This is a genomic window from Elusimicrobiota bacterium (genome assembly GCA_016706425.1).
Taxonomy (GTDB): domain Bacteria; phylum Elusimicrobiota; class Elusimicrobia; order FEN-1173; family FEN-1173; genus JADJJR01.
In genome coordinates this window covers 2,024,093-2,038,466 of sequence record JADJJR010000001.1, presented here as the reverse complement: position 1 = coordinate 2,038,466, position 14,374 = coordinate 2,024,093, and the positions used below count along the sequence as shown (strand labels likewise).

General features: G+C 64.9%; 9 protein-coding genes and 1 tRNA gene. 6 read left to right on the top strand and 4 right to left on the bottom strand.

All coding sequences use genetic code 11. The features are described 5' to 3' along the window. Positions 1–13: 13 nt before the first annotated feature. From IPI56_08370 to IPI56_08345, 6 genes are all read left to right on the top strand, one after another. Positions 14–1,114: a TIGR00730 family Rossman fold protein gene (locus IPI56_08370; GenBank protein ID MBK7545738.1), complete on the top strand. Its 1,101-nt coding sequence runs from the start codon at positions 14–16 to the stop codon at positions 1,112–1,114. Between the two features lie 53 nt (positions 1,115–1,167). Continuing rightward, positions 1,168–2,538: a TrpB-like pyridoxal phosphate-dependent enzyme gene (locus IPI56_08365; protein ID MBK7545737.1), complete on the top strand. Its 1,371-nt coding sequence runs from the start codon at positions 1,168–1,170 to the stop codon at positions 2,536–2,538. Next, a complete protein-coding gene (locus tag IPI56_08360) occupies positions 2,535–3,017 on the top strand; it encodes a thermonuclease family protein (GenBank protein MBK7545736.1) in 483 nt (160 codons plus the stop codon). Before IPI56_08365 ends, IPI56_08360 begins: the two co-directional genes overlap by 4 nt. 13 nt (positions 3,018–3,030) lie before the next feature. Continuing rightward, positions 3,031–3,116: transfer RNA gene (locus IPI56_08355), tRNA-Leu, on the top strand. An 83-nt stretch (positions 3,117–3,199) separates the two neighbouring features. After that, positions 3,200–6,217: an exodeoxyribonuclease V subunit gamma gene (locus tag IPI56_08350; protein ID MBK7545735.1), complete on the top strand. Its 3,018-nt coding sequence runs from the start codon at positions 3,200–3,202 to the stop codon at positions 6,215–6,217. After that, a complete protein-coding gene (locus IPI56_08345) occupies positions 6,214–9,501 on the top strand; it encodes a UvrD-helicase domain-containing protein (GenBank protein MBK7545734.1) in 3,288 nt (1,095 codons plus the stop codon). Before IPI56_08350 ends, IPI56_08345 begins: the two co-directional genes overlap by 4 nt. Positions 9,502–9,975: 474 nt before the next feature. Here IPI56_08345 and cydB read toward each other — a convergent pair whose 3' ends face one another. From cydB to IPI56_08325, 4 genes are all read right to left on the bottom strand, one after another. Next, positions 9,976–10,992 (bottom strand): cytochrome d ubiquinol oxidase subunit II, encoded by a 1,017-nt coding sequence (gene cydB / locus IPI56_08340; protein ID MBK7545733.1) that lies wholly within the window; start codon positions 10,990–10,992, stop codon positions 9,976–9,978. Positions 10,993–10,994: 2 nt separating this feature from the next. Next, the gene (locus IPI56_08335; GenBank protein ID MBK7545732.1) at positions 10,995–12,398 is read right to left on the bottom strand and encodes a cytochrome ubiquinol oxidase subunit I; all 1,404 of its coding nucleotides are present in this window, start codon (positions 12,396–12,398) and stop codon (positions 10,995–10,997) included. A gap of 75 nt (positions 12,399–12,473) precedes the next feature. Beyond that, positions 12,474–12,815 (bottom strand): P-II family nitrogen regulator, encoded by a 342-nt coding sequence (locus tag IPI56_08330; GenBank protein ID MBK7545731.1) that lies wholly within the window; start codon positions 12,813–12,815, stop codon positions 12,474–12,476. 4 nt (positions 12,816–12,819) lie between these two features. Further along, positions 12,820–14,355 carry an ammonium transporter gene (locus IPI56_08325; GenBank protein ID MBK7545730.1) on the bottom strand — a complete coding sequence of 512 codons (1,536 nt, stop codon included), beginning with the start codon at positions 14,353–14,355 and terminating at the stop codon, positions 12,820–12,822. Between the last annotated feature and the right edge of the window lie 19 nt (positions 14,356–14,374).

Below are 14,374 nucleotides of genomic sequence, written 5' to 3'. Positions count from 1 at the left end.
AAGGACGGACACCATGAAACAGGAACCCACGAATTCCCAGCCCTTTGCCAACGAGACGCGTTATCCGAACGACGCCCGCACGGAGTCCTTCGACGCCTGGGACCCGGAAATCACACGCCAAATCGACGCGCTCGTCGAACGCGCGAAGTCCAACGAAGCGTCCGAAATAGAAATCAGCGATTTGGTCCGGGAAATCATCGTCACCGCGCTCAAAACCCAGCACTCCCAACTGGCCCGGGGGGATGTAAAGATTTTAAGCCGCGCGGTGCGGGAACTGCGCTACGGGTTTCGCGTCTTTCAACCCTACCGGAACCGACGCAAGGTCACGATCTTCGGTTCGGCCCGGACGAAACCCTCCGAAATGGATTACAAACAGGCGCGCGCCTTCGCCCGGAAAATCAGCCAGAAAGGCTACATGGTCATCACCGGGGCGGGGCCGGGCATCATGCAGGCGGGCAACCAGGGCGCCGGGCCGGAAAACAGTTTCGGCATCAACATTCGATTGCCCTACGAACAGGGGACGAACGAATTCGTCGCCCGCGACGAGCGGTTCATCGACTGCCGGTTCTTTTTCACGCGCAAGTTGATGTTCATCAAGGAGACGAGCGCCGTCGTGTTGTTCCCCGGCGGGTTCGGCACCTACGACGAAGGCATGGAGGTCCTGACGTTGGTCCAGACCGGCAAGGCCGATCCCATGCCGATCGTCTTCGTCGACACCCCCGGCGGAACGTATTGGTCGGATTGGGTCAAATACCTGAAAAAACACCTGCTCGGGAAGAAAAAGATTTCCGAGGAAGACTTGAATTTGTTCTGCGTGACGGATTCCGTGAACAAAGCGGTGGAGGAAGTGACCCACTTTTACAGCAATTACCATTCCTTGCGGTATGTGAAAGACCGCATGGTGATCCGTCTCCAGCGGGCGCCCGACGCGGCGCGTCTCGCCAAACTGAACAGTACGTTCAAGGACATCGTCCGTCCCGGGGCCGCCTTCGCGATTTCGGGGCCCCTTCCGGAAGAGCGCGAGTGGAGCGAACTGCCTCGGATGGTGTTCCCTTTCAACCGGTTCAATTTCGGCCGTTTGCGCCTCCTCATCAACGCCCTGAACGAGTTTTGACGCCCCTCCGACTGTAGTAGAATAACCGTCTAATCTCCGGGGAGGGTTTTTCGATGACCAACACCGTCAAATACCTTTTGGACGAAAGCCGATTGCCGAAGTTTTGGTACAACCTCGCGGCCGACCTGCCGACTCCGCCGCCGCCGGTTCTCCACCCGGGCACGCACCAACCGGTCGGTCCGGCCGATTTGGCCCCGCTTTTTCCGATGGCGCTGATCCAGCAGGAGGTCTCCACCGAGCGCGAGATCGAAATTCCGGAGCCCGTGCGGGCCATCTACCGTCAATGGCGACCGAGCCCCCTCTTTCGGGCGCGACGCCTGGAGAAGGCCCTCGGGACCCCCGCGCGCCTTTACTACAAATACGAAGGCGTGAGCCCGGCGGGCAGTCACAAGCCCAACACCGCGGTCGCCCAGGCCTTTTACAACAAGGAGGCGGGCACAAAACGAATCACCACGGAAACCGGGGCCGGCCAATGGGGTTCCTCCATGGCCTTCGCGGGGGCCCTCTTCGGTTTGGATGTCCAGGTTTTCATGGTCCGCGTGTCGTTCAACCAGAAACCCTACCGCCGGGCTTTGATGGAAACCTACGGCGCCCGGTGCGTGGCGTCCCCGTCCAACGAAACCGCGGCGGGGCGGGCGATCCTCGCCAAGGACCCCAAACACCCCGGCAGCCTGGGCATCGCCATTTCCGAAGCGGTGGAAATCGCCGCCCAGCGGGACGACACCCATTACGCCCTCGGTTCGGTGTTAAACCACGTGCTCCTGCACCAAACCGTGGTCGGCGTGGAAGCCATCGCGCAAATGGAGATGGCCAACGATTACCCGGACGTGGTGGTGGGGTGCACCGGCGGCGGATCCAATTTCGGCGGCATCGCCTTCCCGTTCATCGGCGCCCAATTGCGCGGCGGAAAAAAAATTCGGGTCGTGGCGGTGGAGCCCGCGGCCTGCCCCAGCCTGACGCGCGGTCCCTACGCCTACGATTACGGCGACACGGCGCGGCTGACGCCCTTGACGAAAATGCACACGCTCGGCGCGGCCTTCACCCCGCCGGGTTTTCACGCCGGCGGTTTGCGCTACCACGGCATGGCCCCCTTGGTGTCCCACTGCAAAGAACTGGGGTTGATCGAGGCCGTCGCGTACCATCAGAACACCTGTTTTGCGGCGGGAATCCAGTTCGCCCGGGCGGAGGGCATTTTGCCCGCGCCGGAGGCCAACCACGCCGTCAAAGGCGCCATCGACGAGGCCCTCCGGTGCAAGGCCGAAGGTCAGAGCCGCGCCATCCTGTTCAACCTCTGCGGCCACGGCCATTTCGACATGCAAGCGTACATGGATTACAACGCGGGACTTCTCCAGGACGAAAACGTGAACGAATCGGAGTTGGCCCTGGCCCTGGCCGGGTTGCCGGCCGTGGCGGCCCGTCCATGAGGCTTCGCCCTTGGGTCGCGGGGGTTTCGCTGGCGGCGCTCGGCTTCGTCGCCCGGGCCGAGGCCAACCCCCCGCCGTTCGAGGGGCAGGTGAAGTCCATCAGTTCCGGGGACGCCATCACCCTGCTGGTCGACGGGCGATCCGTTCGGGTCCGTCTGGCGGACGCGCAGTGCCCGCGCCCCCACCAGCCTTTTTTTAAATTCGCCAAACGGCACACCTACGAATTGCTCTTCGGCACACCGGTGCGGGTGGAGGTCGTCAGCGTCGGAAAAAACGGCGTCGTGGTGGGGCGCGTGAAGACCTTGCGGGGTCATTCCCTCAGCGAAAGTCTTGTGAAGGAAGGGTTGGCCTGGTGGGATCGGCGCGGCGCCCCCGATGATCGGCGGCTGGAAAAGCTGGAATTCAAAGCCCGCAAAGCCAAACGCGGCCTCTGGTCGGACGACAACCCCACGCCGCCTTGGGAGGCGTTGAAGAAATAACTTTCGCCAGAGGGCCCGGGTGGTGGAACTGGCAGACACACAGGACTTAAAATCCTGAGGGCCGCAAGGCCCGTGCGGGTTCGAGTCCCGCCCCGGGCAGGATTTTAACAGTCTCTTTTGTCATTCAAACGGCCGCGATAGCCATCTTAATAACGGGCGGCGCCGGCCATTCCTTTTTAACCATGCCTCTTTCTCTCCTCTGCGGGCCCTTTCAGCCCGCGCTCGAAGACGCGTTCACCGAGCACCTCGCCCGTCAACCCCCGGGCCCGGGGCGCCGCGTCACCGTCGTCACGGCTTCCCAGCGCATGGCGGAACGGCTCCAGCGTTTGATCGCCCAGGAGCGGGGCGCCGCTTACCTCAACATTCGGTTTGCGACGTTCCATGGCTTGGCGTTGGACATCCTCCGCGCGGCCGGGGGCGACCTCCCCACGATCGTCAACGACGAGCTTTTCCATGAGAAATTGGTGGAAGGTTTGCTGCGGGCCGAAGGGGCCTTCCCTCCGGAACGCGCCCGCGCCCTGGCGGGGGCGCACCGCGCGACCTTGAGGGATCTGGTGGAGGCCGGCCTCGATACCGCCGCTTTCCGCGAACATTTCGCCGATTTGGAAATCCCCGCCGAGGGCAAATTGCAGAGGCTGTTGGATTTGGCGGACCGTTACCGCGACCGCCTGGCCGAATTGAACATCGCCACGTCGGCGGATTTGGCCCGTCGGGCGGCGCGGTGCGTGGAGGAACAGCCGGCTCTTTTGGAGGACACCGCCGAATTCCTCTACTACGGGTTCTACGATTTGAACGGGGCCCAGGCGGACTTTTTTGCCGCCGTCGCCAAAACCGCGGCGGTGACGGTTTTTTTCCCGAGCGTCAAGGATCACCCCGGATGGGTCTTCGCCGAACGGTTCTTGGATTTGAAGCTGCGGGTGGGCGGGGCGGAGGCCCGACGCTTGTCCGCCGACGTGCCGGGCCCGGCGCGGAACGTCTTGCCCCGGCTGTTCGATCCGGGACCGCCCGCGCCGGGAGGCGCCCCCGATGCCCGCGTGATCAGCGTCTCCGGGGAGCGCGACGCGGTTTGGCGGGTCGCCAAGGAAATTCTGTCCCTGCGGTCCGCCGATCCCTTTTTGTCCTGGGGGCGGATCGGGGTGGTGGCCCGGACCACCGAGCCCGTCTGCGCGCTTGTCTCCGAAATATTCAACGACAACGCCATCCCCTTCTCGCTGTCGGACGGGGGCCCTTGGTTGGGCCATCCGGCGATCCGTCTCGCGCTGGACCTTTTGCGGTTGCCGGACCGGCCCGACCCGCGGGACGCGTTGCTGGACATCCTTTCCTCCCCGTGTTTTTCCTCCACTTTCTTTACGGCGGTCGAAAAGGACGCCGTCCGCGATTATCTACGACGTTCGAGCCCGCGCGCGGGGCGACCCGTCTTGGCCCCCCCCGGGGTCGGGCCCGCGGACGACGATTTCCCGGCGGACCTGGGGCCCGCCCCGCGGCCCGACGCTCTCCGCCGGCTGGAGGACCTTTGGGCCGTTGGGCCGGATTCTCGGACTTGGTCCGAGTGGACGGGGTGGGCCCGGCAACGCGTCGATGCCCATCTCGCCTCGGACGCCGCCTTGGAGCCGGCGCGCGACGCGTTGCGGGAAATCGGCGAGCGGCTGTCTCGTCTGGATCGGATCTCTCCGCCGGTGGGATTGCGGGATTTCCTCGATGCGTTCGCCGGGGCCTTGGCCCGGGAACGGCGACCGGGGCCCTCCATCGCCGACGGCGTGCGGGTGCGGGGCGTCATGGACGCGCGGGGGGAAAGTTTTGACGTTTTGTTTTTGATTGGATTGAACGAGGGCGGCTTTCCCCGCTCCGTTCGGGAAGATCCCCTGCTGGGGGATGAAACCCGGCGGCTCCTCCGGGACCCCGGGGGGTATTGGATCCTCCCCAAAATGGAAGGTTACGATGAGGAAAAGCTGTTGTTCACCGCGGCCTTGGCGTCCGCCCGTTCGCGCCTGTATTTGGTGTACGCGCGGTCGACCGAGGACGGACGGACGGGGTCCCCCTCGCTCTATTTGCGGGAATTCCTTCGCGCCGCGGGACGGGGATTCGAAGACGTCGAGCGGCTGCCTCGGTCTCCCCTTGAGAAATGGAACGCCGTCCCGTCGTCGGCGTTGACCCCGCTCGAAGCGGGGTTGGCCGACGTGTTGGAAAAGCGGCGCCCCCCCCGGGAATGGGCGCCGGTCTTGCTCGCCGGGGCCCGCGCCCTCGGGACCGCCGCGTCCGCCGCCTTTCACGGCGACGTCCAACCCCCGACCGCCTATTTGGACCGCTTGCGCGCGCGCGGCCTTTCCCCCAGCGCCCTGGAGACCTACGCCCTTTGCCCCTTTAAATTTTTCCTGGCCAAGGTCCTGGGGATCAACGTCCCCCGCCCGGCCTTCGACGGAGAATCCGTCGACCCCCGTTTTTTGGGCCGCGCCCGGCACGAAATCCTTTGTCGCGTTTACGGCGTGTTCCTGGGGCAGGACCGTCCCGAACCGGAGACCGTCGTCGCGCGCATGCGCGAAGAGACCGCCCGGGTCTTCTCTTTTATGGCCGACCCGGGGGGCCCCCACCCGCGGCTGTGGTCCGCCCTGAGCGCGCGCACCGCGCTGGAACTGGAGGCTTTTGTCCGACGCGACCTGGCGCGGTTGGCCGCCGAGGGATTCCGCCCCGATCGTTTGGAGTGGACCCTGCCCCCGACCCCCCTGGAAGGGATCCCTTGGGCGGGGCGGTTGGACCGCGTGGACTGGAACCCCCGCGAACGGACGTACCGGGTGGTCGATTACAAAACAAAAATCGGCGCGACCTCGTTGCGTAAATCGGTGGCGGAGGGCTGGGCCCATCAGATCCCGGTGTACATGGATTTGGTGGACGCCCTGGCCCCCTGGGGGCCCGGCGCGCGGGGGGGCGGCGCCCGGCTCGAGGCGTTGTCGGAAAACGAAACGGATGAGATGACGGGGGAGTCTTGGGTGGAGCTGAGCGAGCGGGTTCGGGCCCAACGGCGACGGCAGGTGGCGCTGCTCGCCGCGGGGCGGTTTCCCGTCCGGGCGGGGGACGAACGTCATTGCCGGTTTTGCGATTTCGCGCGGGCGTGCCGCAAGGCCCACCCGGCGAGCCGCGCCCGCGGGGACCGGGACGCCCGCGCGGACGAGACCCTCCCGGCCCCGGCGGCGGTGACGTTGTGACCGCGGATCTCGACACGCGCGCGCGCGCGCGCAAACGGCTCGACGTGAACATCGTCGTCGAGGCGGGCGCGGGGACGGGCAAGACCACCCTGCTCACGGACCGTCTGTTGTTCCTCCTCCTGGCCGGGGGCCCGGAACGGGAAGGCCTCTCGATCACCCGCGTGGTGGCGTTGACCTTCACCGAAAAGGCCGCCGGCGAAATCAAGGCGCGTTTGGCCGAACGCCTGGGGGACCTTTTGTCCGCCCTCGATGGCCGGACGTTGCCGCCGGAACGCCACGCGCTGATGGAGGCCTGGCGGCGCGAAGCGCGGGACGATTTCGGTGCGACCGATGATCGTCTGCGGCGCGTCGCCCGCGACGCCCTGCGCGATCTCGACCGGGCCCCCATCGGCACCATTCATTCCTTTTGCAAAACGCTCCTGCAACTGTACCCCGTCGAGGCGAATCTGAACCCCGGCGCGCGGGTGGACGAAGGCGCCGGCTTCGACGGCGTCTTCGAGGCCGAATGGGCCCGCTGGCTGGAGACCGAACTGGGGTCCGGGGCGCCGGGCTCGGCGGACTGGGACGATGTCTTGCCCCGCGTTTCCCTGGCCGATTTGAAGTCCCTGGCCCGGGAGTCCGCTGTTCGGGAGGCGCCGGCCGCCGACGGAGCTTGGGCCGTCGACCGGTTGAGCCGCCTCCGCGAAGCGGTCGAGCGCCTCCCCCAAGGGCAGACCAAGCCCGCGCGGGGAAAAATCCTTGAATCGTTGGGGCGTCTGGCGGACCGGTTGGGTGCCTTGGAAAGGACGGCGCGCGACCCCCTCGGTCCGGTCCCCCCCGACGCGCCGTGGACGGAAAACGACAAAAAGTGGCCTTCCGAATGGGACCCCGCGGGGGAGGCCGTTTACCAAGAGGCCCGCGCGGTCGCGAACGCCGTCTCCCCCGCCGGAGAGGCCCTGCTCGCGCGGGCGCGCCGCCTTTTGGAACCCTTTGTCGCCGTCTGCCGGACCCGGTACCGGGCCGAAGGGTGGGTGGGCTTCGACGATTTGCTGCGGGGCGCCCGGGATCTTTTAATTCACCACCCGGAAGCGCGCCGGGAGCTCAAGGCGCGGTTCGCCGTCCTCCTCGTTGATGAATTCCAGGACACCGACCCCCTGCAAGGGGAAACCCTGCTCCTGTTGGCCGAGGGCCCCGAGGGCGAGGCGGGGGCCTGGCGCGACGTCGTCCTCGCCCCGGGGCGCTTGTTTATTGTGGGCGATCCCAAACAATCGATTTATCGTTTTCGCGGGGCCGACATTCGCGCGTACGAGGCTTTCGTGGACCTTGTGCTGTCGCAGGGGGGCGAGCGTTGCGATTTGCGCCGGAGTTTCCGAACCCACGCGGGAATCGTCGAGCCGGTGAACCGGTTGTTCGAGGACCTGATGCGGGAGAGCCCGGGCCTGCAGCCGCCCTACCGCGCCCTGTTGCCGCGGCCCGAAGGCGGCGACGGCGCGGTCGAGTTGGTTTTGGTGCGGGGTGGGACGGGGGACGCCGCGGAAAGGCGCGCGGTGGAGGCCCGGTGGATCGCCGGATGGATCGCCGACCACTGCGGTTCCCCGGGGGAAGGCCGGCTCTGGCGCTGGGGGGACGTGGCGCTCCTGTTCCGATCGGCCTCTCCGCTGACCGTTTATATGGAGGCCCTCAAAGCGGCGCGCGTGCCTTACCTCGTTGAAAGCGATCGGGATTTTTATCGCACGCCCGAGGTGATCGATTTCCTTAACGTGCTGCGCGTGATCGATGATCCGGGCGACCGGGTGTCGATGCTCGGCTTGTTGCGTTCGCCCCTGGTCCTTCTGGAGGACCGCGATTTGATGGCGCTCGCGGCGGCGGGGGCCTTGGATTTTCGTCGGGATCCTCCCCCCGGGTTGCCGGAGGGCGCGCGGAACCGTCTGCGGGTTTTTTACGATCGCCTGGCCCGGTTGCGGGCCGCCGCCCGGGGGGACACTCTGCCGGAGGCCGCCGCGCGGATCCTGGGGGAGACGTTGTTGTTGCCGTCCGCGGCGGCGTTCTATCACGGCGAGCAGAGCGTCGCCAATTTGTTAAAGGTGGGCCGCCTCGCCGCCGAAGCCCACCGGGACCGGGGGGACACCCTGGGGGCGTTCGCCCGCCGTTTGTCGGAGGCCGTCGGACGGGGCGTCGAGGAGGGGGAGAGCCCTCTGGGCGAGGAGCGGGTCGACGCCGTGCGCCTGTCCACGATCCACAAGGCCAAGGGGCTTGAATACAAAGTGGTGCTCCTGCCGAACCTCGCCGCGTCGGTCCAAAACGGAGACCGTCGCCCCGTGGCCCTGCGGCGCGACTGGTCCGAAGGCAAGGTGGGGCGGCGGTTCATCGAGCGGCAATGTCCGGACGCGGCCATGGCGTTTTTGGAAGCCGACGAAATCCAGCGGGAGGAACGGGAGGCCATTCGCCTTTTTTACGTCGCCGCCACCCGGGCCCGCGAGCACGTTGTGTTGGTGGGCCAGGAAAAACCCGCCCGGGGATCGTTCCTGGACATGTTGAAGAGCGCTTCCCGTCCGGTGGAAAAGGGCTGGGAACTGAAGGACGGTTTGGTGATTCCGGTGCGCGCGATCGAACCGGGGGACGCGGCCGCCCGCCCTGTTCCGCCGCGCCCCCCCGCGGGGCGACGAAAAGCGACGGCCGCCCACGGGCGCGCCTGGTCGGAGCGCCGCGCCGCTCCCGGGGCCGGGGGGCCCGCTTTGTTCGCGACGCCGTCCAGCCGGACGGCGGACGACCCATCAAAGAATTTTTCCGGCGAGCGCCCGGGCGGGCCCACCCCGGCGGAGGCGGCGCTGTTGGGCCGGTTGTGCCACGCGGTGTTGGAACGGGGGCCTCTGGCGCCCCTGGAGCTGACCTCCCGGGTGGACGGGGCGGTGCGCCGTCTGCGGGCGGAATACCCCGACGCCTATTGGTCGGTCATCGCCGGGGAAGCCGAAGGGATTTTGGATGGGTTTTTGCGGGGCGACACCGCGACCTTGTTGAACGAAGGGGAAATCCTGGCGCGCGAGGCCCCTTTCGTTTTTGCCCGGGAAGGGACGGTGGTGCGCGGGGTCATCGATTTGTTGTGCCGTCGGGCGGGCCGGCTCTGGGTGGTCGATTACAAGACCGACCGCTTGTCCCCCGGGGAGGAAGAGGCCCGGGCGGCGGCCTACGCGACGCAGGGCGACGACTACCGGGAAGCCGTGCGCCGCGCCCTGGGGGAACCCTGCGGGTTCGAAGTGGTCTTTCTGCGCAGTGGCCGGCGGGTCCCGGTGGGCGAACTTCCCTAGCCCGAATTCCCCCGTTGCGTCGCGGGATTCGTCCCCGCCGCAAAAAGTCACGGCGGGAGTGTCCTGACCATTCATTAAATTGTCAGACAGGACGACGGAAAATCCGGCCCTTCCCCTCGTGTGCCACCGGCACACGGCACCCTTCACAAAAAAGGTTGTCCGTAGTCCCCGCGACCGCGCGAGCGGAATTGCCGCAAGGGAGCGGCCTACGGCGGGCAATTTTTTGTTCGTAAAAAAGGCGGTCTTTTCCGTCTCGCCTCAGCGGCTCTGCCGCCCCGCGTCAGCGCCTCTGGCGTCCCAGGTGTCACGCGCTCTGCGAGTGACCAGGTGCCGGGAGCTCTGCGACCGGCCGGTCCTCGCGATCAACTGGGGAATCCGGGCTAACAGGGGCGGACGGGTTCCTGGCGATGACCTTCCGGTCTGAAGATTGATGGGAAGAAGGGAAGCGGTTGTTGCCCGGGTTGCCCTTGAAAATCAGTAGCTGAACTTGCCGATTTCCACTTTTCCCCGAAACACCCAGTAAATCACCGCCGTGTAGGCCAGGACGAAGGGCATGCCCAGGAAAGCGATGAGGCGCATGATCTTGAGGGTTTTTTCCGACGAGGCGGCGTTGTAGATTGTGAGGCTCGCCGCCGGGTCCAGGTTCGAGACCGCCAGGTTCGGGAAAAGCGCCAACCCGAAGAGGAAGACAAAGGCGGCGATGGCCCCGGCGCTGGAGAGGAAAGCCTCGAGCGGTCGGTTCTTGAAAACGGACCGGGGGATGTTGGCCACCGCCAGGGTGTTCAGCACCACCACCCCCCAGGCCCAGGGGTGGTGTTTGAAATTTTCAACGGCGCGGGGGAAGGCCACCAGCGTGAAAATGGTGGTCAACAAATAGGTGATCAGGAAAAAACCGAAGAGTCGCCAGGTCCAGCGCCGAATCCGCTGTTGCAGGTCTCCGTCCGTCTTGAGCCCCAGGTAAAGCGACCCGTGCATGGCCGCCGTCGCGATGGTGAACACCCCCACCAAAACGGAATAGGGGTTGAGCAGGCTCAAAAAGCCGATCCGCAATTCCCCGTCCGACCCGATGGGCAGGCCGCGCAGGCAATTCCCCACGGCGGCGCCGAAAAGCAATATCGCCGTCAAACTGGAACCAAAAAAACACCAATCCCAAAAAGCCCGCCACGCGGGGCCCGCGCGTTTGCTTCGGAACTCCATGGAGACCGCGCGCAGGATCAAACAGAGCACCAAGAGCATGAAGGCCGTGTAGAGGCCGGAAAACATCGTGGCGTAGGCGCGGGGGAAAGCGGCGAACAGGGCCCCGCCGAAGGTCACCAGCCAGACCTCGTTGCCGTCCCACAGGGGTCCGATGGCGTTCATGAAAATCCGCCGTTCTTGGTCGGTTTTGGCCATGGGGTGGAGGATGCCCACCCCCAGGTCAAAACCGTCCAAGATGGCGTATCCCGCCATCAAAACGCCCAAGAGAACAAACCAGAAAATATTGAGGTCCATAACTACTCCTTGGCCTCGGTCATTGACCCCTTGGCCTTCAGACCGCCCGCCGTTTTCAGAAATCCGCCTTCGGATCGTCCGCCCTCGGTGCCGATTTCAGGGCCTTCTTTGATCTTGTGGTCCGTCACCATGATCCACACCGCGAAGAGCAAGGCGTAAATAAGACCGAACATGACGATGGAAGCCATGACTTGGTGGGCTTGGACGACCGGGGACAAGGCGTCGGCGGTCCGCAACATTCCGTAGACGATCCAGGGTTGGCGGCCGACCTCCGCGGCCACCCACCCCAGTTGGTTGGCGGCGACGGGCAACAGGACGGCAAAAACAAAGGCCCACAACAGGCCGCGCTTATCGAAGAGGCGCCCCCGCCAACGGAGGAAACCCGCGATCCCGGTCAATGCCATCATCAAAAACCCCGTCCACAACATGATGTGATAGGAATGGAAAGTGAGGGCGACGGGGGGGCGGTCTTCCTTGGCGAATTGGTCGAGCCCCGGAACGGGTGTCGCCCTGTTCCCGTGAATCATGAAACTTAGAAGGCCGGGCACCGCGATCCCTTTCGTGGTTTCGGTCGCCGCGTCGGGGTGGCCGATCAAATACAACGGGGCGTTGGCCCCCGTCTTGAAGTGCCCTTCCAGGGCCGCCATTTTGGCCGGCTGGTGTTTGGCCACCACGCGGGCCTGGTGGTGACCGGAAAACAATTGGGCCCAACTGCAGAGGAACCCCAAAACCAGGGCGACGGTGAAGGACTTTTTGGAGATATCGACGTGGCGTTTCTTTAGGATGTAGTAGGCCGATACGCTCATGACGAAAAAGGCCCCCATGGCCCCGGCGCCGAGCCAGACGTGGACCAAGCGGTCGACGCTGGACGGGTTGAAGACCACGGCCCAGAAGCTGGTGATCTCGGCCCGGGCGGCCAACCCTTCGCCGACGATCTTATAGCCCGCCGGGGTCTGCTGCCAGCTGTTGGCCACGGTGATCCAGATGGAGGAAAACACCGAACCGAGGAAAACCATGATGGTCGAAAAGAAGTGCATTTTGGCCGACACGCGGTCCCAGCCGAAAACCAAGACGGCCAGGAACCCCGACTCGAGGAAGAAGGCGAAAATGCCCTCGGCGGCGAGGGCCGAACCAAACACGTCGCCCACGAACCGGGAGTAATTGGCCCAGTTCGTGCCGAACTGGAACTCCATGGCGATTCCGGAGGCCACCCCCACCGCGAAATTGACGGCGAAAATCTTCGTCCAGAACTTGGCCATGGCCTCGTACTGGGGGTCCTTGGTTTTCATGTACATGCCTTCCATGAAAACGAGGATCGCGCCGAGCCCGATGGTCAGCGGGGGGAACAGGTAATGGAACATGATCGTCAAAGCGAACTGCAACCGGGAAAGAAGGAGGATGTCCATGGACATAGGATGCAAAAAAAAACTGACGGGCGTCCATGACGCCCGTCAGTTTTTAAACTGCCGATGAATCGCGGGTTAGCCGATGGCGGCCGACCCTTTCTCGCCCGTGCGGATGCGGACGCATTGCTCCAAGGGCACCACGAAGATCTTGCCGTCGCCGATGTTGCCCGAGCGGGCGGCCTTCGTGATCGCGCCGATGGCGGGTTCGACGAAGTCGTCGTTCACGGCGATGTCGAAGCGAACCTTCTTCAGAAGGTTGACCTCCATCTTGGCGCCGCGGAAGCTCTCCGTGTAACCTTTTTGCCGCCCCGAGCCGAGCACGTTGGTGACGGTCATCAGGTGGATGTTGGCGTCGTCCAGGGCTTTTTTCACCTCCGCCACTTTGTGCGGTTGAACCATTGCGATGATCAGTTTCATGGAATTACCTCCCCGCCTTCGCCGGCTCGGGTTCGGAGTCTTTGCCGCCCACCGGAGCGAGGCCGTATTCGGTCATATAGATCTGGAAGCCCGCGTAGGCTTCCATGCCGTGTTCGTCGATGTCCAACCCGCGGATTTCTTCGTCCCGGGTGACGCGCATGCCTAGGGTGGCTTTGATGACCGCCCAGAAGAGCAAGGACACAACCAGGGTGAAGAGAATCACCGAAGCGGACCCCAGGGCCTGAATTCCCAGAAGCTTCAATCCGCCGCCATTGAACAACCCGTTGCCGGTGGCGACGCCGGTGATCCCGTCCTTGGCCCACAGACCCACCGCCAGGGTCCCGAACACGCCGTTGCACAAGTGCACGGCCAGGGCGCCCACGGGGTCGTCCAATTTCAACTTGTCGAAGAACATCACCGCGAACACCACGAGCACGCCCGCGATGGCGCCGATCACCAGGGAGGCCGGCAGCGTCACGAACGCGCAGGGCGCCGTGATGGCCACAAACCCGGCCAAGCAGCCGTTAATGGTCATGCCCAAGTCGGGTTTTCCCATCAGCATCCAAGCGGTGATGGTGGCGGTCAAAAGGCCGGCCGCGCCCGCGAGGTTGGTGGTGTTGGCGATGTGGCCGATGGCCGCGGGATCCGCCGCCATGGTGGAGCCGGGGTTAAACCCGAACCAGCCCAACCAGAGGATCAGAGTGCCCAGGGTGGCCGAAGTCATATTGTGGCCGGGAATGGCGTTGGGGGTGCCATCGGCGCGGTATTTGCCGATGCGGGGACCGAGAAGCATGATGCCCGCCAGGCCCGCCACGCCGCCCACGGTGTGCACCGCGGTGGAGCCGGCGAAGTCCCAGAAGCCCATTTTCGCCAACCAGCCGCCGCCCCAGATCCAGTGGCCCGTGATGGGGTAAGCGAATCCCACCAGGAGGAAGCTGAAGACGATGAAGCTGACGTATTTGATCCGCTCGGCGACGCAGCCGGAGACGATGGTGGCCGCGGTGCCGGCGAAGACCAATTGGAACAGGAATTTCACCGTCAGGGGAACCCCTGTCCAGTTGATGGACCCGTAGACCCCGGAGTAGGCCGCTCCTGTTGCCGGGCTGTTGTCGGGCCCGGTCACCATGAACAAGCCTTTGAGACCCATGAAGCCGTTGCCGTCCCCGAACATCAGGCCCCATCCCAACACGTAAAAGGCGAGGGAACTGATGGCGAAGACGATGAAGTTTTTGGAGAGAATGTTCACGGCGTTCTTGGCGCGGCACATGCCGGACTCCACCAGGGCGAACCCCGCGTTCATCCAGAAGACCAGGAAGGCCGTGACCAACACCCACAGGGTGTCGGCGGCCACTTTCCGGTCGACGAGGCCTTTTTCAAGGACCGCCAACTTTTCAGCGATGACGTCTGTGGGCGCCTGAACCGTCGCGGAAGCAACCGTGGCGTCCTCCGCGTGAATAAACGAGGGCCCGAAGCCCCCGCTCAAGGCGAGGAACGCGATGAGGCCCCCGCCCCTCAAACAACGTTTGATCCGTGACAACATGACATCCTCCTGAGATCGC